Source organism: Waltera acetigignens, from assembly GCF_025567015.1.
Classification (GTDB): Bacteria; Bacillota; Clostridia; order Lachnospirales; family Lachnospiraceae; genus Acetatifactor; species Acetatifactor acetigignens.
Genome location: NZ_JAOQJO010000009.1, coordinates 36,824 through 57,538 on the forward strand (window position 1 = coordinate 36,824; position 20,715 = coordinate 57,538).

Sequence of the window (20,715 nt, forward strand, 5' to 3'; positions counted from 1 at the left end):
CTGCCAACCTAGGAAATTGCCAATAAAATGCGGCTTTCTCTGAGGGTCTTGCTCTGGTCGTAATCATACTCTATGGTCTGGATACTGACATCCGGAAAACGGGCATGCAGCCGCTGCAAAATCCCCCGCTCGCAGACATGACTGACCAGACATCCGAATGGATGCAGGATCAGCACACTGCCACAGCCTTTTTCCACATATTGTATCACCTCTGCGGCAATCAGCCAGCCGTCACCGGTATTGCAGCCCTCCGCCAGAATCCCCTGCACTTTCTCCTTCAGTTCTGGGAACGGCAGATCCGTCTGGAACCGGTCTGTCTCCCCGATCACCGTAAGCAGATGTTTTTGTGCCTCACACAACCGGTGGAGCACAAAGGCACAGGCTTTCGCCATGATGGGATTGTGCTGGTACTTTTCTGCCTTATACCGCTCTGTATCCACCAAATACAGACAGTAGTTGACGAAACCACCACTGTAAGGCTCCATTCCCTGCCGGAGCAGAAAACTTTCGATATCATCATTTCCCAGTTTCGAATATTTCATATAGATCTCACCGGTGATGCCAACTCTCTTTTTCTTCCCGGGTTTCACCGGTACCTTCGAAAATACTTCGCAGGCATACCGGTAATTTTTCTCTCTGGTGTGCCGTCCGTTCCTGTGTCTCCGAATGCTCTCGCACAGTTTCTTTTCCACCTGACTGCGGATGCGGTCCGTCTCTCCCGGATTCTGTTCGTAGGGCTTCACCTGCTGGTACAGGCACATGATCAGATCGCCATAGCATCCGGCAGCAATCCCACCGGACAACAGTGACGGAGTAATGCGAAAGCCTGTATGTTTTTCTTCTCCCATGAGGTTCAGGGAGATTACGGGAATCTGGGCATACTCCAGCTGTCCCTGCTCTACCATGCGGTACAACACTCTCTGGAGCAGATTGTAGATATTCCCGGCTCTGCAGGCACCGCCCGCCTGCGGCTCCATAAAAGCGATCTCCTCCGGATCCCGTTCCCCGCTTTCCAGATATTCCAGGAACTGTGCAAGGATCAATACCGTCGGATAGCAATAGTCGTTACTGATATAGCGAAGTGCCAGAGTGCGGTCCTTCACCGGGTTCTTTAAAGTCTCGAAGGAATACCCCTCCGCCCGGAATGCCGCCTCCAAAAATACATTCGTGTACTCCAGCATCTCGCACAGCAGGATCGTACGGGTCTTCTTGTCATGACGTGTGAAATTTTTACATACTCTGTGCAGTTTCTCCATACGTTTTCCTCATCTGACCGGGTTAGTTTGTGTCCGAACATAAATTTACTATTTTATATTGTAAGCTGAATCGTTGGCCCGTGCAAGTGTACATCTGGTTTATTCTGCTTGTCTACCATCGTCTGCAAACTTTCAGGCACACAAAAAAAGTGGAAACCTTGTATTTTCAAGGTTTCCACGCTTTTCAAAAGAGCTGCTGACGGGAATCGGACCCGTGACCTCCGCACTACCAATGCGACGCTCTACCGACTGAGCCACAGCAGCATCACGTGACTGCTAACGCAATCACCGTGTTACATTTTATCAAAGGTATCTCACTTTGTCAATAGAATTATTTTAAATTATATATTTTTTTTGCACAATTCATTCATTATGCTTTCGGTAACCAGTCTGCGCATCTCTTCTGGGGGCATATCATCACCGATATGGTGGCACTGGTACATCAGATAGGAAATCATCCGAGCTAACAGCGCATTGGTAATATAAGACAGCGGAATGTCCTCCCGCAGTTCTCCTTTCGCCCGTGCACTGTCTATGATCTGGCGGACCAGAAGATCCACGGGCCCGTTTTCCTTCTGTTCCGCTATCCGTTGCCGCAGAAGATTTCCCTCCTTGGAATGATCCGTCAGCAGATGCAGAAACGCCATGATGGCATCCACACACTGGGAATGTTCTTCCACCAGCAAAAGCATTCTGTGGATCTGGGTCTCCAGATCCGGACAGGTCTGAATCTGATGGGAAGCCTGCTCCGTTACTGTACGGATTTCATACAACAGGGCACAGACAATGATCTCTTCCTTGGAATCAAAATATTCATAAGCAGTTCCCTTGCCAATGCCCGCCAGCCCGGTGATCATGGACACGCTCATTTCCGAGATATCCTTGTCCTCCCGCAAAAGTGTGCTGACGGCCCGGTACATGGCGGTCACCTTGGGAGGCACCTGGTTCGGTGCCTCCAATCCGGTTATTTTACTCATTTTCCGCATCCCCCGTTTTTCCAGATCTTTGAGATTTTGCCAGCTTCTTAGCCGCTCTTCTCTCCTGTCTGCTCCGCTTATCGAAGATCAGATAGAAGGTCGGGATCAGGATCAGGGTCAGGATCGTGGAAGCCGTCAGACCGCCGATGATAACCAGTGCCATTCCCTGCATCATGACACCGTTATCGCCCAGTCCCAGTCCCATGGGGATCATGGACAGGATCGTTGTCAATGTCGTCATCAGGATAGGACGCAGACGGGTACTTCCGGAAGCCACCAGCGCATCCTCAGTGGACATTCCCTCTTCCCGCAGCATATTTGCGGAATCCACGAACAGAATACCGTTATTTACCACAATACCCATCAACATCAGAAATCCCATCAGGGATACCATACTAATGGTACTTTGCGTAATGAACAACAGCAGGAAGGATCCGATCAGTGCAAAAGGAATACACATCATGACCATGAAGGAGAATCTGGGGGATTCAAACTGCATTGCCATCACCAGGAATACCAGGAATGTAGCTACCAGAATTGCCTGCAACAATGCCTGCAACTCATCGTTCATCATTCCAGTCATCATACTGTCTGCCGGGGTTACAGAATCCGGGAATACCGTGTGATCCACCAGATCGTTGATAGCATTCTGGGCATCAAATATCTTCTCGGAGGTCATAGTGGACGTCACGCTGACCTGATACAGACCGTCCTGCTTCATGATGGTCTCCTGACTCTGTGCGTAATTGATCTCTGCAATATCTCTTAACGGTACCACGGTGCCAAAAGAAGTATCCAGTCCCAGATCCATCAGCAGGTTCAGATCATCATAGCTTCCTTCCGGATATTCCAGCCATACCGCATACTCCGAACCATCATTGGTGATCGTCAACGGATTCATCCCGCTTAATACATTATGGATAGTCATGCCGACCTGAATGGGTGTCAGTCCGTACTGCATTGCCTTGAGAGGATCTACCACTACCTTGGCCAACGTCGTAGAGTTGACCAGAGAGTTTTCTGTCTTTACGACACCGTCAATCTTCTCGATCTCTGCCTGCAGGTCTTCTGCGGCCTGTGCCAGTTCTGCCCTGTCATTACCCTGTAAATCGATCTCATAGCTGCTGGTGCTCATCATGGAGCTCATACTGCTGCCGGAAGATGTTACCGTAACATCCATATCCGTCATACCGGCTGCAATCTCATTCCATTTATCTACTATCTGTGCTGTAGTCAGGGTTCTCTTCTTGATGAGATCTGCGGTAAGGGTTGCACTGGAGCCGCTGATGGATACGGAATAGAATTCCACATCCGGTTCCTCTTCAGCGATCTGTTCCCACAGCTTCAGTGCTTCATCCTCTTTTTCCAGTGTGGTACCGGAACGGAAATTCACCGTAACCGCCACGACTCCTTCATCCGCTGCAGGAATCAGCTCCATGTCCAGCGTTCCTGCCAGCAGAACCGTGCCGATCATCAGCGCCACAGCCACACCAACGACAGTCTTTCTGCGCTTCATCAGCTTCCGCAGGATCTTCTGATACCATGTGGTAAATTTCTTCAACAGCTTATCGATGGGCAGATTTTCTTTTTCCTTCGGTTTAAATACTGTGTAGAACAACGGTACCAGCATCATAGCTGCGATCAGGGATGCCAGCATGGCAAATACAATGGTGAATCCCAGCTGCTCAAACATCTGTCCGGACAGGCCCTTCATAGTGGCCAGCGGCAGATATACCACGATGGTGGTGATGGTGGAAGCGATAATAGAAGCCGTCACTTCCTTCGTTCCCTCTAAGGCTGCCTGTTTCAGATCCGGTGTACTCTTCTGTCTTCGGAAACAGCTCTCGATCACAACGATGGAAGCGTCTACCATCATACCGATGGCAATGACCAGAGATCCCAGTGTTACAATGTTCATGGAGAATCCCATCATGCTCATAAGGATCAGAGTCAGGAACAGGGAAATGGGCATGGAGGCTCCGACGATCAGGCTGGCCTTGAAATCGCCAAAGAATAGGAACAGCACCGCCATGGTCAATACAACACCCAATAACAGGGTCTCGGCTACACTGGTCAGGGAGCTGATAATGGAGGAACTGGCATCATAAGTAACTTCAAATTCGATGGCCGGGTTCTCCGCCTGGATCTGTTGTAATTTTTCCTTCACATCCTTGCAGGCATTTACCGTACCGGCACTACTTTTGTTCTTAATGCCGATGCTGACATTGTCCTGTCCGTTGTAACGGCTGATACTGGTGGCATCCTTGGATGCCGTAGTAACATTTGCAATGTCCTGCAAAGTAATGACCTGTCCCTTGGTGGTCATCAGTGGCATCTCACGCAGCTTCTGTACGGTATTGTACTCCATGGACGTCGCCACGCTGATGTCCTGACTGCCCTGGGTCACGCTGCCTGCAGGATAAGTAAAGTCTACGGTTCCCAGCATCTGTGCCACCGTGGACATGTTCAGACCGTACTGCTTCATCAGGGTCTCATTGAGTTCTACTTTGATATAATCCTCGGAACCACCGGTGACGGATACCTGTGCCACACTGGACAGGGATTCCAGCTCCGGAACCACAGCTTCGTTGACTACTTTTAACAGGTCCACATCACCCTTTTCCACCGCAGAGATCGTCATGACATCCATACTGTTCATGTTCATTTCGATGATAGTAGGCTGATCCACGTCATCCGGCAGACTCAACTTTGCAGTCTCCATGGCGGCACGCAGATCATTGTGGCATTCATCAATATCCACACCATATTCATAGGTGAACAAGACCATACAATAATTTTCAAAGGAATAGGAATTCACGGAATCCACACCGCTCAGGGTGGAACCGGAATCTTCGATAACGGATGCCACGAGTTCATCCACGCTCTCCGGGTCTGCGCCGGGATAGGTAGCCATGACAATGAGCATGGGCATCTCAATGTCGGGCGTCAGTTCCATCTTGAAACCAAAAATGGAGCTGATGCCGAATACTGCCAGTGCCAGGATCACAAGGAAACAGGACACCGGTCTTTTCAGAGCTAGCTTTGTCAAATTCATTCTGCTGCCTCCCCTACTCTTCTGCCTTCACCGGTGCGGTGACTTCCACACCGTTCATCAGCTTGGGAGACCAGCTGGTGATCACGGTATCTCCGGGCTGTATTCCCTCAGTAACAGAAATCTGTGTATCATCAAACAGATCTGTGGTCACATAGGTCTTCACGGCCTTGCCGTCCACACTTAAGTATACATAAGAACCGGTATTATCATAGTACACTGCATCATAAGGGATCAGCACCGCACTGTCGTTCGTATGATAGGTATCGGTAGTCAGCTTCACGGATACACCGCTGGGCAGATCGCTGCCATTGGCATTTACCGCTGCCTTGATCTGGAACAGGCCGGTCTGCTGATTCACTGCCACACCGATTTCGGTGATGCTGCCGGCGTAGCTGGTGGTTCCCCGCTCCACGGTCACTTCCTGCCCCATGGTCAGTGTATTTTTCACAGCTTCGCTGACCTGAAAAGTCACGGTCATCATATTTTCATTGGCAATGGTGTACGCAGGATTGCTGCTTCCGGCAATGCCGTTGACTTCCACTCCCTTGCTCTGGATTGTACCGGAGATGGGAGCCTTGACAGTGTAGTAGGATAATGCCAGTTCCGCACTTTCCACGCCCACATTTGCCAGCTGTTCACTGGTGGACAGTTGCTTCTTCGTATCCTCCAGTGCCTGTCCCTGGGACAATGCCTGGGAACGATCCACAATATTCATGCTGCTCTTTGCTGCATTGTAAGCGGATTCCGCCTGCTGTAATCCGGCCACCAGAGAATTTCTGCTGGACTCCAGCTGTTTCTTCGTTCCTTTCAGTGTCTCGATCTGCGTCTTCATCTGCACAACACTTGACGCATTTCCGCCGCTCACACTGGATGACGCTGCTTTTATGGCATTTTCCAGCTGTGTAATATTTGCATTGCATGCGTCGATCTGATCTGAAAGATCATCATAGTTCTGGTCATAGGCATTTTTCGCCTGGACATACGCGATCTGTGCCTGATCATACCCGGACTGTGCCTGCACTCTGCTGCTATCCATCTGGATATTGGCGGATTCCTGCTGGGTGGTCAGGGCACTGTCTGCCTGCTGCCTTACATTGGCCGCACTGAGCTGCGCCTGTTCTAACTGTAATTTTGCTGCGGAATCATCGATCTTGAACAGAACATCCCCGGCATTGACCTGATCCCCCACCTCAAAATAAGTATCCGTCACCGTGCCGGAGGCAAAGGGAATGACATAGACCAGCTCCTGGGGAGAAACCGTCCCCACAAAGCTGTTCTGCAGGGTCAGTTTTCCGGTCTGAGCCTGCTCCATATCTACAACGACCGCAGAGGTCTCCGCAGTGTCCTGCACCGCATTGCTGCCACAGCCTCCGAGCAACAGGCTGCCTCCCATCAACAACGCCATTCCGACGCTGCAATTTCTTTTCCATGTATTGTGCATGATCTTTTCGCCTTTCTGAATAGTTATGAATATGTATTTGCTTTATTAACCGACCGGCCGGTCGGTCAGCATTTGCAGTATACTCCTATGCCGGGTTTTAAGTCAATATTCCAACTCTGCAGATTCTATTAAAAAACTATAAAAAACACATTCCTGAAAAATTTTTTCAAGAATGTGTTCTCTTCTCTCATTATTTTGCATCACACCAGTCTCCGGATTTTGCTCTTCAGACGCTGTAAGGCATTGTCCGTAGACTTTTCGTCTCTTCCCAGCACCTTGGCGATCTGGGTATAGCTCATTCCCGTCAGGTACAAATCCAGCACCTGTTTTTCAAAGCTGCTGAGTTCTGTCTCAATAGCTCTCTCCAGATCTTCCACCCGCTCCTTGTCCAGGAACAGTTCCTCCGGACTCATCTGGGTTCTGGCTGCCAGAGCCTCAATAAGATTTTTCTCCTCATTGTCCGTGCCCTCGCTGCTTCGCTCATACAGAGATACATAGCTGTTGAGCGGTGAGTGCTTCAGGCGCTTGGAAGCCTGCACTGCCGTGTACATCTGTCTGCTGATACACAGATCTGCAAAGGTATAAAAGCTGGCATCTCTGCCGCAGTCATAATCCCGCACTGCCTTGAACAGCCCGATCATCCCTTCCTGGATCAGATCTTCGCTGTCTCCGCCCAGAATATACATGGATTTTGCCTTGCTTCGCACCAGATTTTTATACTTGTCGCAGATGTAATCCATCACCTGTCTGTCACCTTCCCGCAGCTGGTCGATGAGTTCTTCATCCGTCATCTCTTCATATTTGAAATGCTCTGCCATGCTTTCCCCTTTTTTTCCACTCCTATATTACGCCTGTAATCTCTGACGCACGATCTCATAAGCCAGTACGCCTGTTGCCACGGAAGCATTGAGGGAATCGATATCCCCCTTCATGGGAATGGATGCCACCATATCGCATTTTTCCTTCACCAGACGTCCTACGCCCTCACCTTCATTGCCGATGACCAGACCAATGGGGCCTTTGAGATTCAGATCATACATGGTGGTACCGCCCATATCGGCGCACACGAACCACAGTCCTTCCTTTTTCAGTTCTTCAATGGTCTTGGCCAGATTCGTCACCTTTGCTACCGGCGTATAGTTCAGCGCTCCCGCGGAGGTTCTGGCTACCGTCGCGGTCAGTCCTGCTGCGCGGTTCTTCGGAATGATGACACCGTGGGCTCCTGCCAGATTGGCGGTACGGATGATAGCTCCCAGATTGTGTGGATCCTCGATATTATCCAGCAGGAAAATAAAAGGCGGCTCGCCCTTTTTTCTTGCTGCTTCCAGAATATCGTCCACCTCTGCATACTCGTAAGCGGCCGCATAGGCGATAACTCCCTGATGCTTTCCGGTCTCGGATAATTGATCCAGACGCTCCTTAGTCACATATTTTACTAACGTGTCATGTTTTTTTGCTTCTCTTTTAATAGTCATCATGGGGCCATCCTGACAGCCATCCAGAATAAACAGCTTGTCAATGGGTTTGCCCGCACGATAGGCCTCGATCACGGCATTTCTGCCTTCTATGGTAAATTCCTGATATCCCATGTCTGTCCTTTCTATTGTGAATTTCTGTATCGTTTTATAAACGATTTCTTCGCTTTTCAAGCTCTCGAAATTTTTATTACAGTTCCATGCCTGCCAGACGGATGCCGTCTTTGATCAACTGCAGCATCCGGTCGATCTGTCCCGTCAGGTACAGATAGCCCATCAGTGCTTCAAAACCGGTAGCTCTGCGGTAATCTGCCACGGAAGCGTTTTTCGCGGTGGTGTAGGATTTGGCGTTGCGTCCTCTGCGGTACACCGCTTCCTCTTCCTCCGTCAGTTCCGGAAGCAGTGCCTCGATCATGGCAGACTGCGCCGGTGCCTTTACATAACGTGTCGTCTTTTTATGCAGATCATTGGCGGAACGGTTAGCTCTCTCCACCACCACGCTGCGGATCACCAGCTCATAAATCCCGTCTCCGATATAGGCCAGTGTCAGCGGAGAATACGCCCGGACATCCTGTCCTTCGCAGGCAAATGCTTCCTTTATTTTCGTAAGAAGGGTTATGCTCTCTTCCATTTTACACCCTCTCTGGTATCTTCCAGCACAATGCCTTTGGCTAACAGCTCGTCACGGATCTCGTCGGCTCTTGCGAAATTCTTCGCCTTTCTGGCTGCCTGACGCTCTTCAATCAGTGCCTCGATATCGCTGTCCAACATTTCCGCTTTCTTGTCTACGATCAGTCCACAGATATCGGACAGAGTCACGATTTCCTGTTTCAGAGCCTCCAGAAATGCCTTGCTGCTGTCTGCTTTCGCATTGGAGTTGACGAATTTTACCAGCTCGAAGATAGCCGCCAGCGCATCCGCAGTGTTGAAATCATCGTCCATAGCTTCATCGAATTTGGTCTCAAAGCCCTGTGCCTCGGTAACTAACTGCTTCTCTTCTTCGGACATTTCGGCATCTGCTGCCTTTTCCAGCAGGAACTTCAGGTTATCCACGCTGGTAACGATTCTCTCGTAGCCGTTCTTTGCTGCTTCCATCAGATCGGCACTGAAATTCAGCGGGCTTCTGTAATGTGCGGACAGCATGAAGAAACGAAGTACCTGCAGATCATATTTTTCGGAGATCTCACGAACAGTAAAGAAGTTGCCCAGAGACTTGGACATCTTGCGGTTGTCAATGTTCAGGAAGGCATTGTGCATCCAGTATCTTGCAAAAGGCTTGTCATTGGCTGCCTCGGACTGTGCGATCTCATTCTCGTGATGAGGGAAGATCAGATCTTCGCCACCGGCATGAATATCTATCTCCTCACCCAGATAACGCTTACTCATAACAGAGCACTCGATGTGCCAGCCGGGACGGCCCTGACACCAGCAGGAATCCCAGTAAGGCTCGCCTTCTTTCTTCGGCTTCCACAATACGAAATCCAGGGGATCTTCCTTCTGATCTTCACCGGAGACTAACAGGGAACGGTTACCGCCCTGCAGATCGTCCAGGTTCTTGTGAGACAACTTGCCGTAGTCCTTGAAGCTTCTGGTCCGGAAATATACCGTACCATCCGCTGCAGGATACGCATGCCCCTTGTCGATTAGAGTCTGGATCATATCCAACATGCCGCCGATCTCCTCGGTAGCCTTAGGGTTCTTGGTAGCGGGCTTGATATTCATTCCCTCCATGTCTTTTTTGCACTCTGCGATATAGCGCTCGGAGATCACGCTGGGCTCCACACCCTCTTCATTGGCCTTCTTGATGATCTTGTCATCCACGTCTGTGAAGTTGGATACATAGTTTACTTCGTAACCCTTGTATTCCATGTAACGGCGCACCGTATCAAATACGATCATGGGGCGGGCATTGCCGATGTGGATCAGGTTGTATACGGTAGGCCCGCAGACATACATTTTTACCTTTCCCGGCTCCAGGGGCTTAAATTCTTCTTTTCTCTTGCTTAAAGTGTTGTAGATTTGAATACTCATGATTTATCCTTTCCTGTCTTAACTGTATTATCAGTTTTCGCTTCTTCGCTCATTACCACCAGCCTGCGCAGCTGTTTCAGTTCATCTTCCATCTCCAGCACGCGGTTGGTCAGTTCGGAGTTCTCACGCTGCAATACCGTGATATCTTCCCGCACCGGATCGGGGAGATCTGTCTGGTTCATGGTCTCCTGGGGGAGGCTTGCGTTGTTACGCTTTACTACGCGTCCCGGTACACCCACGACCGTGGATCCGGGGGGCACTTCACTTAAGACCACGCTTCCGGCACCGATCTTCGAATTATCTCCGATGGTAAAGGAACCCAGTACTTTCGCACCCGCACTGATCATGACGTTGTTGCCGATGGTCGGATGACGCTTGCCGTGCTCCTTGCCAGTTCCTCCCAGTGTCACTCCCTGATACAGGGTCACATTATCGCCGATAATGGTAGTCTCACCAATGATGACACCGTTGCCGTGATCAATGAAAAATCCCTTGCCGATCTGCGCGCCGGGATGGATCTCAATGCCCGTCTTACGTACACCACGCTGGGAAATATATCTGGCCCAGAAATAATGCCCGCTCACATATAGCTTGTGAGCCAGTCGGTAATGGATCATGACCTTGAAACTGGGATACAAAAGTACCTCCATGGAAGAATGGATCGCCGGATCACGTTCCTTGATAATACGGACTTCTTCTTTTAAATTTTTGATGATGCCCATGTTCTCACCTCGAAAAAAATACCGCGAACAAACTCTTCTCTTAGAGACGAATTTATCCGCGGTTCCACTCTACTTAAGGGACGATGCCCTTCACTCTTACGCCTATGGCGTCACGCACATAACGGGTGCTCACCGGATCCGGATACTTTTGTTAACGTTCCCCGGATCAGCTCACAGGCGCACTTCCTTTTCCTCGGACGAAAGCCGCTCCCAGCTTCTAACGGCTTCTCTCTGGCGTCCTACCTAAAAGTACTTTTCCTGTTCCATGCCTTTATTCTATAAATGATAATTCCTACTAAATAAGATATGCAAAAATACGGGTTTTGTCAACCCCTTACCCCTTATAATCCTCGATCATAGCTTCGATCTCAGCGATCTGCGCTGCGCTGAGCTTCTTGCTCTGGATAAATGCTGCGATCATCTTCGGCAGCGAACCGCCATAAGCCTTCTCCACGAAAGCATCCCCCTGGGCTCTGTGGTATTCCTCCTTATTCAATACGGAAGATACGATGGCATTCTCATTTTTGAAAATACCGTTCTCACAAAGCTTTTTAATAAACGTATAGGTAGTGGATTTCTTCCAGCCGAACTTCTCCGCGCACTGTTTTACCAGTTCTCCGGAACCGATGGGTTCCTCCTCCCAGATCAGCTCAGCAAATTTGTATTCTGTCTCCGTCATCTGATACATTCCCATTCCTCCTTGTATCCTTCTTAATCCAGCACTTGCCAATTATGCAATCCTATTGGCTTTTTTTGCACTCATCACATTATAAAAGGTCGATAGTATACAGACCTTGTTCTAATTAAAGTCTATATCCTATCGACCTATTTGTCAAGTTCTTATTTTCCGAAATTATCAGCTCTTCGGGCATCCGCTGCAGCTTCCGCAGCCGCCCTGCATCGCCTGTGCCGTAAGATCAAACGGCGTAGTCACCAGACAGATTGCCTGAGAGGAGATTCCCTCTCCGCTGCCGGTGAATCCCAGTCCTTCCTCCGTGGTAGCCTTCACATTGACCTGTCCCACATCGATCAGCAGGGCTTTCGCGATATTTTCCCGCATGGTATCGATATGCGGGCGCATCTTCGGTGCCTGTGCAATGATCGTCGCATCGATATTTTCGATAAACACATGATTCTCTTCCAGCAGCTCGCCCACTTTTTCCAGCAATTTTATGGAAGAAATACCCTTGTATGCCGGATCTGTATCCGGGAAATGTTTCCCGATATCCCCCAGCGCCGCTGCTCCCAACAGCGCATCCATGATGGCATGGAGCAGGACATCCGCATCCGAATGTCCCAGGAGCCCCTTTTCATAAGGTATTTTCACGCCACCGATGATCAGGTCTCTTCCCTCCACCAGACGGTGTACGTCATATCCCATTCCGATTCTCATATTTACAACCTTTCCGCAGACGTTATCCTTTTTCAAAAAGTACCGACTGTCCCGTTGCGGCCAGTGCCGGGTGCCAATGCCGTCCGCAATATACTAAATCTCTATCATTATTGTCTCGCCACAGCACAGTTCATCAGTTCCTCCGTGCTGTCGAATAGATAGACGGTATAAATGCCGTCCTCATATACCTTTTCGCCCTGCTTTAATGCCGGAGCCTCTGCATATTCCGCACATTCCTCCGACGTCAGAAGCAAGAATGTCTCCCCGGTATGATACCCTTCCTCATAATATTTCATGGGAGAAGACCACTTGAAATATTCCAGATGTTCGGGATCTCCGATGTTGCCGATCTCCACTTCGCCATTGGTAAGCTCTGTAATGATATTGGCATTATTATAAGTAGCAAAGCCAAAATCATACCCGTTTTCCGCAAGGAACTGCGCCACGGGACGCTTCGTTTCGTTCTTGTCCACCGTCAGGAAAGACATCACCGTTTTACCCGTACCAAGGATCAGACAGATTGTAAGCAGCGCCGTCACCGCCAGACGGTCAAATGGCATTTGCTCCTCTTCCAGATAAAAGCACAATACCGGCAGTGCAAAAATAAAAATCGTAATATAATACCGTGGCACCATGGTACTGGTGGTGAAAATAAACACAAACAGATTCAGTACAAAGCTGACTTTCAGGAAAAGTGTGATCAGGCTGCGAAATCCTGTACTCTGCTCCGTCTTTCCGCTCTTCACCGTAACATATCCGTAGATGCCCAGCATTGCGAAAGCCGCCATGGTCACAATACCACGCAGGGATAAAAAGCCCTTGTCGGGAATATAACCAAAAAGCATTAACAGACAGCCTGCTGCATTCTGGATCCGGTCAAACAGCACCCCGTGGTACAGAGCGATGAAATTCGTGGCACCGTAGGTCTGGAACACATATTTATGGCTGATCCATACCACATTAATGCCGTAGCCCGCTACTGCGAAAAACGCTCCCACTACACTGTAGAGAAAATATTTCATCCGGGTCGTAGGCAGCAAGGCACGAAAATGCGCCTTTGTCATCTCTCCCCGGAAACTCTGGAACTCCTCTCCACCCAACAAATAGAAAAAAGAAGTCAGTACCAACGGGCACTGTAATGCCAGCAGGTAACGTACGCCGGACATTCCACAGACAATAGCCAGCAGCACATAGAAGATCCACAGGCTGATCTTGCGTTTTGTACTGTATTCTCCACTGCACAGCCGCAGGTACATACCGAAGAACCACAACACCAGAATCACATGGGACATGTAGGTATTGCCCATTTGCATGTGTGTCATCATGGTCTCGGAAAAAGGCAGAAGCAACAGACAGGAGCTTAACACCGTAAGCCCGCGCGATACTTTTAACGGCTTCATAAAATAATAATAGGAAGCCAGCATCAGCCCGTAAAACACCAGATTCGTGATCGTGCGGATCACATGCCAGTTGTTGCAGATCCGGAACAGCGGTCCCATGATCAGCTGTGTATACAGCACACGGAACTCCGTGGAATAATACCAGTTCGTCGTCGAAATCATCTGATGCTCCCCCGCAAGGATCCTGGAAAAGATCATCTCTGCCGCCATATCGGAATCCAGCCAGTGATCCTGGCTGATGATATTCAAGCCAAGCAGGAGCAAAAGCGTCGCTCCCAGCAAAATATATGGTATCTGTTTTTTCAGTGTTTTCATACCGCAGACCTTTCTGTTAGTGCCTATGCATTCTTCCCTAACTATACACGATTTGCCGCAAAAGCACAACTGCGGCTTTTGCGGCAAATACATAAAATTCCTCATCTACTTAAGATTTTTTTCTCTTGGGGAAGCTGTTGCCGATGCCCGGCTCTTCCCGCTTCTTTCTCTTTTTTACTTCTCTCTCCGCTCTGTCCCCGGAGTATTTACGGTCCGCTGCCTTTTTGTCGCGGCCGCCCCATTTTCTTCCGTCCTCGCGGTTCTCGTCTCTGCGGTGTCTTCTGTTCTCGCCGGAAACGGTATTGTCGTCGTCCCTGCGGTCTCTGTCACCGCGACCGAATCTTCTGCGGTCCCCGTCTTCACGGCCAAACTTCCGTCTTCCGTCGCCTCTGCCGAAACTGCGGCCTTCACCACCGTCTCTGCCGGATCGGCCTCTGTCCCCGAAACGATTGCCACGCTTTGTATATTCATCTGCGGCGATCTCCTCGCCCTTGTCGCCGACCTGTAATTTCAGCATGGCAGCTGCCAACTCCAGTGCATCACAGCCTTCCTCTTCCATTTTCCGCTGTAAAAAGCTCTTCATCAGCTCGATGTCTTCATGCTCATGCAGTTCCCATGCCTTGTTCAGATATTTGTCTGCTTTCGCTTTCAGCACCTTCGCAGCTCCGGGAAGCTTTTTCTCGGTAATGGTGGTATGACAGACTCTCTCGATCTCACGGATCTTGCCAATTTCCCTGCTGTTGGCAAAAGTAAAGGATCTGCCCTTTCTGCCGGCACGGCCGGTTCTGCCGATACGGTGCACATAGTACTCAATATCCTGTGGAATATCGTAATTGATGACAGCTTCCACATCATCCACATCAATCCCTCTGGCTGCCACATCCGTAGCGATCAGAATGCTGGCTCCGCCGTTACGGAAACGGTTCATGGCCACATCACGCTGTGCCTGGGACAGATCGCCATGCAGCCCTTCTGCCTGAAAGCCCTGCTGCTTCAACAGATCCGCCAGTTCGTCCACCTTTTTCTTCGTATTACAGAAGATCAGGGTCAGCTTCGGCTGATAGTACTCTAACAGTCTTACACAGGCTGCATCCTTGTCCTGATTTTTCACACGGTAGAATTTCTGGGATACCAACGGAATCGTCAGTTCTTTTGCCGCTACTTTTACTATTTTTGCATCCTTCTGGAACCGGTCCGTGATCTCCAGGATCGGCTTCGGCATGGTAGCGGAGAACAGTGCGGTCTGGTGCTCTCCGGGAATCTGTCCCAAGATCAGCTCCATGTCCTCACGGAAGCCCATGTTCAGCATCTCATCTGCCTCATCCAATACCACCATGTTCACCAGATCCAGCTTAATAGTGCGTCTGCGCATATGGTCCATGACACGTCCCGGGGTTCCCACGATAATCTGTACGCCCCGCAGTCCCGCGATCTGACGGCTGATATCCTGTCCTCCGTAGACCGGCAGTACCTTAATGCCGTGCATGTATTTTGCGATTTTCCGCAGTTCTTCCGCTGCCTGGATCGCCAGTTCTCTGGTGGGGCACAAGATAATGGTCTGTAACTTTTTCACATCCGGATTAATGTGCTGGATCGCCGGAATGCCGAATGCAGCAGTCTTGCCCGTACCGGTCTGGGCCTGTCCGATGATGTCCTCCCCCTGTAATAAATAGGGAATCGCCTGCTCCTGGATCGGAGACAGCTTTTCAAACCCCATCTCCCGGATCGCACGGACAATACGGTTGTCCAGCAACGGCTCGATGGAGGCAATGCCGTCCTGCGCTTTCACTTCTTCTACTGCTTCGTTCACTTCTTCATTTTCCAAAAAATAACTCACGAAATACTCCTTTAAATTCAAAATCGTGGCAACCTTCAGAACTTCATTCGCAAAATCGCATCTTCATGAAAATCACCTTGGTTCTGAATTGTTGCACAAAAAAAGAAATCATTGCGATGCGCTTCTGATTTCTTCCATCAAATCTCAACAACATTTCGTAGTATAGCACGGAAGCATTGAAAAAACAAGTGATTTCGTTTACCATATAATAAAAAGTAATGCTTCCAAAGCAGAATAACCTAAATTTCGCATTACTATTTATGCCGTTCGGCGGCAGAATGGAGATTTTATGATACAGACATTACACATCGTACCGGAATATAACGAAGAACTGATCTATCCCGCCATCTGCAAAAGCATGGAGGCGCTGCACATCGCCACAGATTTACGCCCGGAGATGAAGATCGTCATCAAGCCCAACCTCGTCATGGCGAAATCCCCGGATTTTCCCGCCACGACCCACCCTCTGGTCATAAAAGCTGTGATCAGGTGGCTGCGAGAGCAGGGCATGCAGCACATCACCATTGCGGAAAGTTCCGGCGGTCTCTACAATGCCGAAGCCATGAAACACGTATATCACGTATGCGGCATGGATACTCTGGGCGAAGGTGCTGAACTCAACATGGACTTTTCCGCACAGACCGTAAATTGTCCGGCAGGATTTAAAAATCACAGTTTCCACCTGATCACTCCTATCGTGGAAGCCGATTATATCATTAATATCTGTAAACTGAAGACCCATGCCATGACCGGCTATTCCGGCGGCATCAAGAATCTCTTCGGCACCATCCCCGGTCTGGAAAAGCCCCAGATGCACTACCGCTGGCCGGAGATCGAAGATTTCTCCAACATGCTCTTAGAACTGGCTCAGACCGTAGCTCCCAATCTCACCGTCATTGACGCCATTGATGCCATGGAGGGTAACGGTCCCACCGGCGGCACTTCGCATCCTTTGCATATGCTGCTGGCGGCAAAAGATTTCTATACCCAGGACTGCTTCGCCGCAAAACTTATGGGATTAGAACCTACAGAGATCGTCATGCTGCGTCAGGCACTGGAAAAAGGTCTGGCTCGCCCTAAGGAGTTGGCGCTTGTGGGAGATCCGGTTCCGGAAGGCTTATCTCCTTTTCAGAAGCCGGATACCATAAAATTAGATTTTACCAACGGTGTGCCGAAATTTTTACGCAAGCCTTTCATGTTCGTGGCTTCCCGACTGTTGAAATCCTATCCGCAGCTGACCCCGGAGAAATGCGTGGGATGCGGAAAATGTGCGGAAAGCTGTCCGGCACATGTCATCAGAATCGAAAATCGCAAGGCGAAATTCAAGAGAAAAGGCTGCATCTCCTGCTTCTGTTGTCAGGAAATGTGCCCCATGAAGGCTATCAGTGTAAAGAAAGCCCTGTAATTTCCTGCTTTTTGCTATTATTGTTCTAATTGCATACAAAATTTTTACAAAAATATCAAAAAACGTGTTGACAAAGTGGGACACGCATTGTATACTGAACAGGTCGGTTGCGAGAGCAACGAAATGGAATCTTAGCTCAGCTGGGAGAGCATCTGCCTTACAAGCAGAGGGTCATAGGTTCGAGCCCTATAGGTTCCATTCCAACTTCGGTTGGTCATATGGCGAGATAGCTCAGTTGGCTAGAGCATGCGGTTCATACCCGCAGTGTCGAGGGTTCGAATCCCCCTCTCGCTATTAGGTTAAAAGGGTCGGAAATGCTGATAAATACAGCGTTTCCGATTTTTTTGATTTCTCAAAGTATCAAATAATATGTTTACTTTTGTTTACTTCTGGATTTCTGACGGTGATAATGGTTAAACCAGAGTTTAAAATGCGCCGGTTTTCTCCTCTTAAAACCAGGGTTAAGAAGCCTAAAACAAAAGGTACGAAAGCTGACTCCGTGGAAAAAGTTACGGTTGCCGAACTTCTTCCCTCTTTGGAAAATACGGTTTTAAATAAAAATTAAACTTTAGCATCACCGCTTTCAGCATTCTGATAGACAAAGGAATTAGTGGTCATGGTGATTTCATCTAATATAGCCAGATTTCCGCTTTTCTTTATGCACATTGTTATTTAATAATTTGGACTTGCACACCGCCAAACCCGTTACTGTTCCAAAACAAACTGCTCTGTCTCAGGGTTCCACTTTAATACTGCTACGATTTCTTCAGAACTTATCAATTTATCCTCAGATGCCACAATAATCAAATCATCTACTATATCCATATAATAAAAAGATTCATCTCCAATGATCTTTAGCGCATCTATCGGAATTTCTACCCATTGACTGCCTTCGACAGCTAAAAGCTGAATTTCCTGTGTTGATATTCCTTGATATGTTGTGGTTTTTGATACCAATATTCTGCTTTGTCCGTCACTCGCTTGAATACAGTTTATAACTACTTTATCAGCCGCAAACTCCTTATATGCTACCATTTCTAATGAATCAGCATCTAAAAGGATACCCACCGTTTTATCCAATCCTGCAACATGAGGGGTATTCAAAATCTTGCATAACACGAATATTTCACTGGCATTATCTTGCGAGAAAGAACCAAAATCAATCCGAACTATAACAATATCTAATGCACTGATGTTACCTTCTTCGTAATTCTCTGCTACCTTTTCTATAATCCTGTTATTAAGCTCTGAGACCATATCAGCACTATCCCTGGATTTCGATATTCCACACGCATTGATGCACATCAGCATAAACAACACAAGAACAGAGACCGGCAAAACCTTATTTTTCATCTTACCCATACTCGTCTTAATCTCTTTCTGGCACATTTTCTATTTTAATGTGCAGGATATGATCCTGCAATCAGTGTAATAATACAACAAAATATTCGATGCGGAATCACCATTTTTTGCACGCAATGCGGCACCCATTTGACATAGCCCGTAACGATGTCCTCCCGCACCAGTTGCAATATCTGTGCAACTTACAGCTTTCAAAGCAGGCTGCGTAGAATGATCTTTTGTTCCATTACCACTACAGCTTGAGAAAAAGGCACCCCAAATATAATCATAAGTTGTAGATGATGGTTTATACATTACAATATCCGTTTTAGATTTACCTCCAGAAGTATAAAAAATATTTGCCGTTGCATCTATTGCCTCCTCGGTAACCTTAGTAGGATCATATACCTGACAACAAGAAGATGAGCAAACCTTATAATCTTTACCCGAATGATTCGAATAAACACTCAGCGCATACTCTAAGAAGGTGTTTGCCGCCACTGCCTGTGCTTCATACAATTCACTAACCTGTGTTGAAGTTAGTCCTTTACCAGTGTAATAACTTTTTCCGTAAAGTTCCGAAGATAATACAGTATAGATATATGTCTCTCTATCAACAGTTTTTGTTTGATTATTATAGTAAACCGCAATAGAATTGCTTACATCCGGAACAGAACTCATTGCTCTGGCAACAGATGATGTTGCAAAATTTCCTCTATCTATAATAGAAGGCAGTACAGTTTGTCCTCCTATATCATGCATTATTTCTTCTCTATCCTGCGAAACAGAAAAGTCATCATTTATATAGAATGTAAAAATTGTAGTTCCATCCGCACTGTCAACATCATAATTACTATAATTTGCCGCAAAATACCCTGCTGCATTTATTTCCCAATCGTATGTTCCTGAAGGGAGATTTTTTATTTGAAAACGTCCATCTTCACCCGTAATGACCGCAACTTCCCCATCTACAGAAATTGTAGCATTTGGAATAAAGGCTTCTGTATCATAATCTCTTACAACACCGACAACATTTGCCAAATTATTGTTGGAAAAAGTGTGCATACTTACTGCCAAGTCTACTGTTGCTGCAGAAAGGGCATAATTTTGGAATCCTTCGTCATAATCTTTTTGTGTTATTACCTCTGTCTCATAAAGTAAAGTTCCCTTGCTCACAGTATCCGTTTCTCCACATGCTTCTTCTGCATATGTAGTAATAGCAGAAGTATAAATAGAGCATCCGAACATAACAGCAATTGCCAAAGATATTATTCTTTTCTTCATATTTCACCCTCCCATTTTTTATAGGTAGTGTCAACTTTATACGCTCAAAATCACCCCAACTCCAGTAAAATCAAGTGTTCCAAGGCTGTGCCTTTACCTCCCCTTTCTTTGGCTTGGGTGACCAAAATTTTGCATCGGAAGATCAGTCAAGACCGGACTGAAAGCCGTTAAATTCAACCTTGACGGGGCTTTCGTAAGCAAAATATAATCGTTCACCCCAATGGAAAGGAATACGATTTTTTCATAATTCGGTTTACATTACCTTTTAGTTTGCAGAACCGGCGTTCGCTGTGAAACTATCCAAGTCTGAATTGGAAGCCTTTTCTTTATACCCAACCTGGGATTCTGCAACTCTGACAATTTCAGCACAATAATCAGTATTTATGGAATTCAAGCTGTATAACGCTTCACTAACAGCTTGAATTTCTTCAGAAACATAAGAACAGGATTGGAATCCTGACACAGTCTCCCTATAACTGTCAGACACTACTTTGGCTACATCATATGCCTCATCGTACATGATAGTCAGGTTGTGTTCAATGTCTGCAGTCTTCACAACACCGTCATCTACATATTCCATGCTCTCATATAATGTCACAAAAGTTATTGTATCCTCTATGTCAATCCCAGAAATTTGAAAAGACATATCAGAAACGCTGACGTTATTTTCGGACAATGTAATTCTGTGAGCATTTTCATCGTTCACGATGCCGTTGACAGCCACTGTTCTCAAGCTTTCCGTGTCCCCGGTCATGACTGCTGTTTCCCGACTATCCATGTAGC

General features: G+C 47.8%; 17 protein-coding genes, 3 tRNA genes and 1 other annotated feature. Of the genes, 3 read left to right on the forward strand and 17 right to left on the reverse strand.

From position 1 onward, the window contains the following. Positions 1–8 precede the first annotated feature (8 nt). The 14 genes from OCV96_RS09645 to OCV96_RS09710 form a co-directional block, all read right to left on the reverse strand. Entirely contained in the window at positions 9–1,256 is a 1,248-nt protein-coding gene (locus OCV96_RS09645; RefSeq protein WP_262594391.1) for a hypothetical protein, read from the reverse strand. A 191-nt stretch (positions 1,257–1,447) separates the two neighbouring features. Beyond that, a tRNA-Thr gene (locus OCV96_RS09650) sits at positions 1,448–1,520 on the reverse strand. 77 nt (positions 1,521–1,597) lie between these two features. After that, on the reverse strand, positions 1,598–2,233 hold the full coding sequence (locus OCV96_RS09655; RefSeq protein ID WP_022313261.1) for a TetR/AcrR family transcriptional regulator: 636 nt from the start codon (positions 2,231–2,233) through the stop codon (positions 1,598–1,600). After that, positions 2,226–5,288, reverse strand: a complete 3,063-nt coding sequence (locus OCV96_RS09660; RefSeq protein ID WP_262594392.1) for an efflux RND transporter permease subunit — start codon at positions 5,286–5,288, stop codon at positions 2,226–2,228. Before OCV96_RS09660 ends, OCV96_RS09655 begins: the two co-directional genes overlap by 8 nt. Before the next feature lie 13 nt (positions 5,289–5,301). After that, positions 5,302–6,729, reverse strand: coding sequence for an efflux RND transporter periplasmic adaptor subunit (locus OCV96_RS09665; RefSeq protein ID WP_262594393.1), 1,428 nt, complete (start codon positions 6,727–6,729; stop codon positions 5,302–5,304). Positions 6,730–6,929: 200 nt separating this feature from the next. Beyond that, complete coding sequence (sigH, locus tag OCV96_RS09670) at positions 6,930–7,547, reverse strand: RNA polymerase sporulation sigma factor SigH (RefSeq protein ID WP_022312154.1); 618 nt, start codon at positions 7,545–7,547, stop codon at positions 6,930–6,932. A 27-nt stretch (positions 7,548–7,574) separates the two neighbouring features. Further along, entirely contained in the window at positions 7,575–8,318 is a 744-nt protein-coding gene (gene rlmB, locus OCV96_RS09675) for a 23S rRNA (guanosine(2251)-2'-O)-methyltransferase RlmB (protein ID WP_117466732.1), read from the reverse strand. Between the two features lie 76 nt (positions 8,319–8,394). Continuing rightward, positions 8,395–8,835 carry a Mini-ribonuclease 3 gene (locus OCV96_RS09680; RefSeq protein WP_022312152.1) on the reverse strand — a complete coding sequence of 147 codons (441 nt, stop codon included), beginning with the start codon at positions 8,833–8,835 and terminating at the stop codon, positions 8,395–8,397. Beyond that, on the reverse strand, positions 8,820–10,229 hold the full coding sequence (gene cysS / locus OCV96_RS09685; protein WP_118504119.1) for a cysteine--tRNA ligase: 1,410 nt from the start codon (positions 10,227–10,229) through the stop codon (positions 8,820–8,822). The genes OCV96_RS09680 and cysS overlap by 16 nt, the downstream gene beginning before the upstream one ends. Positions 10,230–10,231: 2 nt before the next feature. Further along, a complete protein-coding gene (cysE, locus tag OCV96_RS09690) occupies positions 10,232–10,957 on the reverse strand; it encodes a serine O-acetyltransferase (protein ID WP_262594394.1) in 726 nt (241 codons plus the stop codon). Between the two features lie 39 nt (positions 10,958–10,996). Next, positions 10,997–11,232: a binding site (T-box leader), on the reverse strand. A 59-nt stretch (positions 11,233–11,291) separates the two neighbouring features. Then, complete coding sequence (locus OCV96_RS09695; protein ID WP_317239294.1) at positions 11,292–11,645, reverse strand: BlaI/MecI/CopY family transcriptional regulator; 354 nt, start codon at positions 11,643–11,645, stop codon at positions 11,292–11,294. Between the two features lie 168 nt (positions 11,646–11,813). Beyond that, entirely contained in the window at positions 11,814–12,350 is a 537-nt protein-coding gene (gene ispF, locus OCV96_RS09700) for a 2-C-methyl-D-erythritol 2,4-cyclodiphosphate synthase (RefSeq protein ID WP_022153966.1), read from the reverse strand. A 107-nt stretch (positions 12,351–12,457) separates the two neighbouring features. Continuing rightward, positions 12,458–14,065 (reverse strand): hypothetical protein, encoded by a 1,608-nt coding sequence (locus tag OCV96_RS09705; protein ID WP_262594396.1) that lies wholly within the window; start codon positions 14,063–14,065, stop codon positions 12,458–12,460. A 109-nt stretch (positions 14,066–14,174) separates the two neighbouring features. After that, the gene (locus tag OCV96_RS09710; RefSeq protein ID WP_412195671.1) at positions 14,175–15,836 is read right to left on the reverse strand and encodes a DEAD/DEAH box helicase; all 1,662 of its coding nucleotides are present in this window, start codon (positions 15,834–15,836) and stop codon (positions 14,175–14,177) included. Positions 15,837–16,191: 355 nt separating this feature from the next. Here OCV96_RS09710 and OCV96_RS09715 point away from each other — a divergent pair, with 355 nt between their 5' ends. The 3 genes from OCV96_RS09715 to OCV96_RS09725 all read left to right on the forward strand — a co-directional run bounded on the left by OCV96_RS09715 (position 16,192) and on the right by OCV96_RS09725 (position 17,601). Further along, complete coding sequence (locus OCV96_RS09715; protein WP_262594397.1) at positions 16,192–17,307, forward strand: DUF362 domain-containing protein; 1,116 nt, start codon at positions 16,192–16,194, stop codon at positions 17,305–17,307. A gap of 125 nt (positions 17,308–17,432) precedes the next feature. Then, positions 17,433–17,505, forward strand: a tRNA-Val gene (locus OCV96_RS09720). Between the two features lie 22 nt (positions 17,506–17,527). Continuing rightward, positions 17,528–17,601, forward strand: a tRNA-Met gene (locus OCV96_RS09725). Positions 17,602–18,012: 411 nt separating this feature from the next. Here the strand turns inward: OCV96_RS09725 and OCV96_RS09730 are convergent. The 3 genes from OCV96_RS09730 to OCV96_RS09740 all read right to left on the reverse strand — a co-directional run bounded on the left by OCV96_RS09730 (position 18,013) and on the right by OCV96_RS09740 (position 20,710). Then, entirely contained in the window at positions 18,013–18,669 is a 657-nt protein-coding gene (locus OCV96_RS09730; protein ID WP_117466709.1) for a hypothetical protein, read from the reverse strand. 30 nt (positions 18,670–18,699) lie between these two features. Then, positions 18,700–19,932 carry a carboxypeptidase regulatory-like domain-containing protein gene (locus OCV96_RS09735; RefSeq protein ID WP_118504063.1) on the reverse strand — a complete coding sequence of 411 codons (1,233 nt, stop codon included), beginning with the start codon at positions 19,930–19,932 and terminating at the stop codon, positions 18,700–18,702. Between the two features lie 265 nt (positions 19,933–20,197). Then, positions 20,198–20,710, reverse strand: coding sequence for a hypothetical protein (locus OCV96_RS09740; protein WP_262594398.1), 513 nt, complete (start codon positions 20,708–20,710; stop codon positions 20,198–20,200). Positions 20,711–20,715: the final 5 nt, after the last annotated feature.

Excerpts from the sequence above, each read along its gene's own strand:
- OCV96_RS09645 (WP_262594391.1), bottom strand. The coding sequence starts at position 1,256 with ATGGAGAAACTGCACAGAGTATGTAAAAATTTCACACGTCATGACAAG.
- OCV96_RS09655 (WP_022313261.1), bottom strand. The coding sequence starts at position 2,233 with ATGAGTAAAATAACCGGATTGGAGGCACCGAACCAGGTGCCTCCCAAG.
- OCV96_RS09660 (WP_262594392.1), bottom strand. The coding sequence starts at position 5,288 with ATGAATTTGACAAAGCTAGCTCTGAAAAGACCGGTGTCCTGTTTCCTT.
- OCV96_RS09665 (WP_262594393.1), bottom strand. The coding sequence starts at position 6,729 with ATGCACAATACATGGAAAAGAAATTGCAGCGTCGGAATGGCGTTGTTG.
- sigH (WP_022312154.1), bottom strand. The coding sequence starts at position 7,547 with ATGGCAGAGCATTTCAAATATGAAGAGATGACGGATGAAGAACTCATC.
- rlmB (WP_117466732.1), bottom strand. The coding sequence starts at position 8,318 with ATGGGATATCAGGAATTTACCATAGAAGGCAGAAATGCCGTGATCGAG.
- OCV96_RS09680 (WP_022312152.1), bottom strand. The coding sequence starts at position 8,835 with ATGGAAGAGAGCATAACCCTTCTTACGAAAATAAAGGAAGCATTTGCC.
- cysE (WP_262594394.1), bottom strand. The coding sequence starts at position 10,957 with ATGGGCATCATCAAAAATTTAAAAGAAGAAGTCCGTATTATCAAGGAA.
- OCV96_RS09695 (WP_317239294.1), bottom strand. The coding sequence starts at position 11,645 with ATGTATCAGATGACGGAGACAGAATACAAATTTGCTGAGCTGATCTGG.
- ispF (WP_022153966.1), bottom strand. The coding sequence starts at position 12,350 with ATGAGAATCGGAATGGGATATGACGTACACCGTCTGGTGGAGGGAAGA.
- OCV96_RS09705 (WP_262594396.1), bottom strand. The coding sequence starts at position 14,065 with ATGAAAACACTGAAAAAACAGATACCATATATTTTGCTGGGAGCGACG.
- OCV96_RS09715 (WP_262594397.1), top strand. The coding sequence starts at position 16,192 with ATGATACAGACATTACACATCGTACCGGAATATAACGAAGAACTGATC.
- OCV96_RS09730 (WP_117466709.1), bottom strand. The coding sequence starts at position 18,669 with ATGGGTAAGATGAAAAATAAGGTTTTGCCGGTCTCTGTTCTTGTGTTG.
- OCV96_RS09735 (WP_118504063.1), bottom strand. The coding sequence starts at position 19,932 with ATGAAGAAAAGAATAATATCTTTGGCAATTGCTGTTATGTTCGGATGC.
- OCV96_RS09740 (WP_262594398.1), bottom strand. The coding sequence starts at position 20,710 with ATGGATAGTCGGGAAACAGCAGTCATGACCGGGGACACGGAAAGCTTG.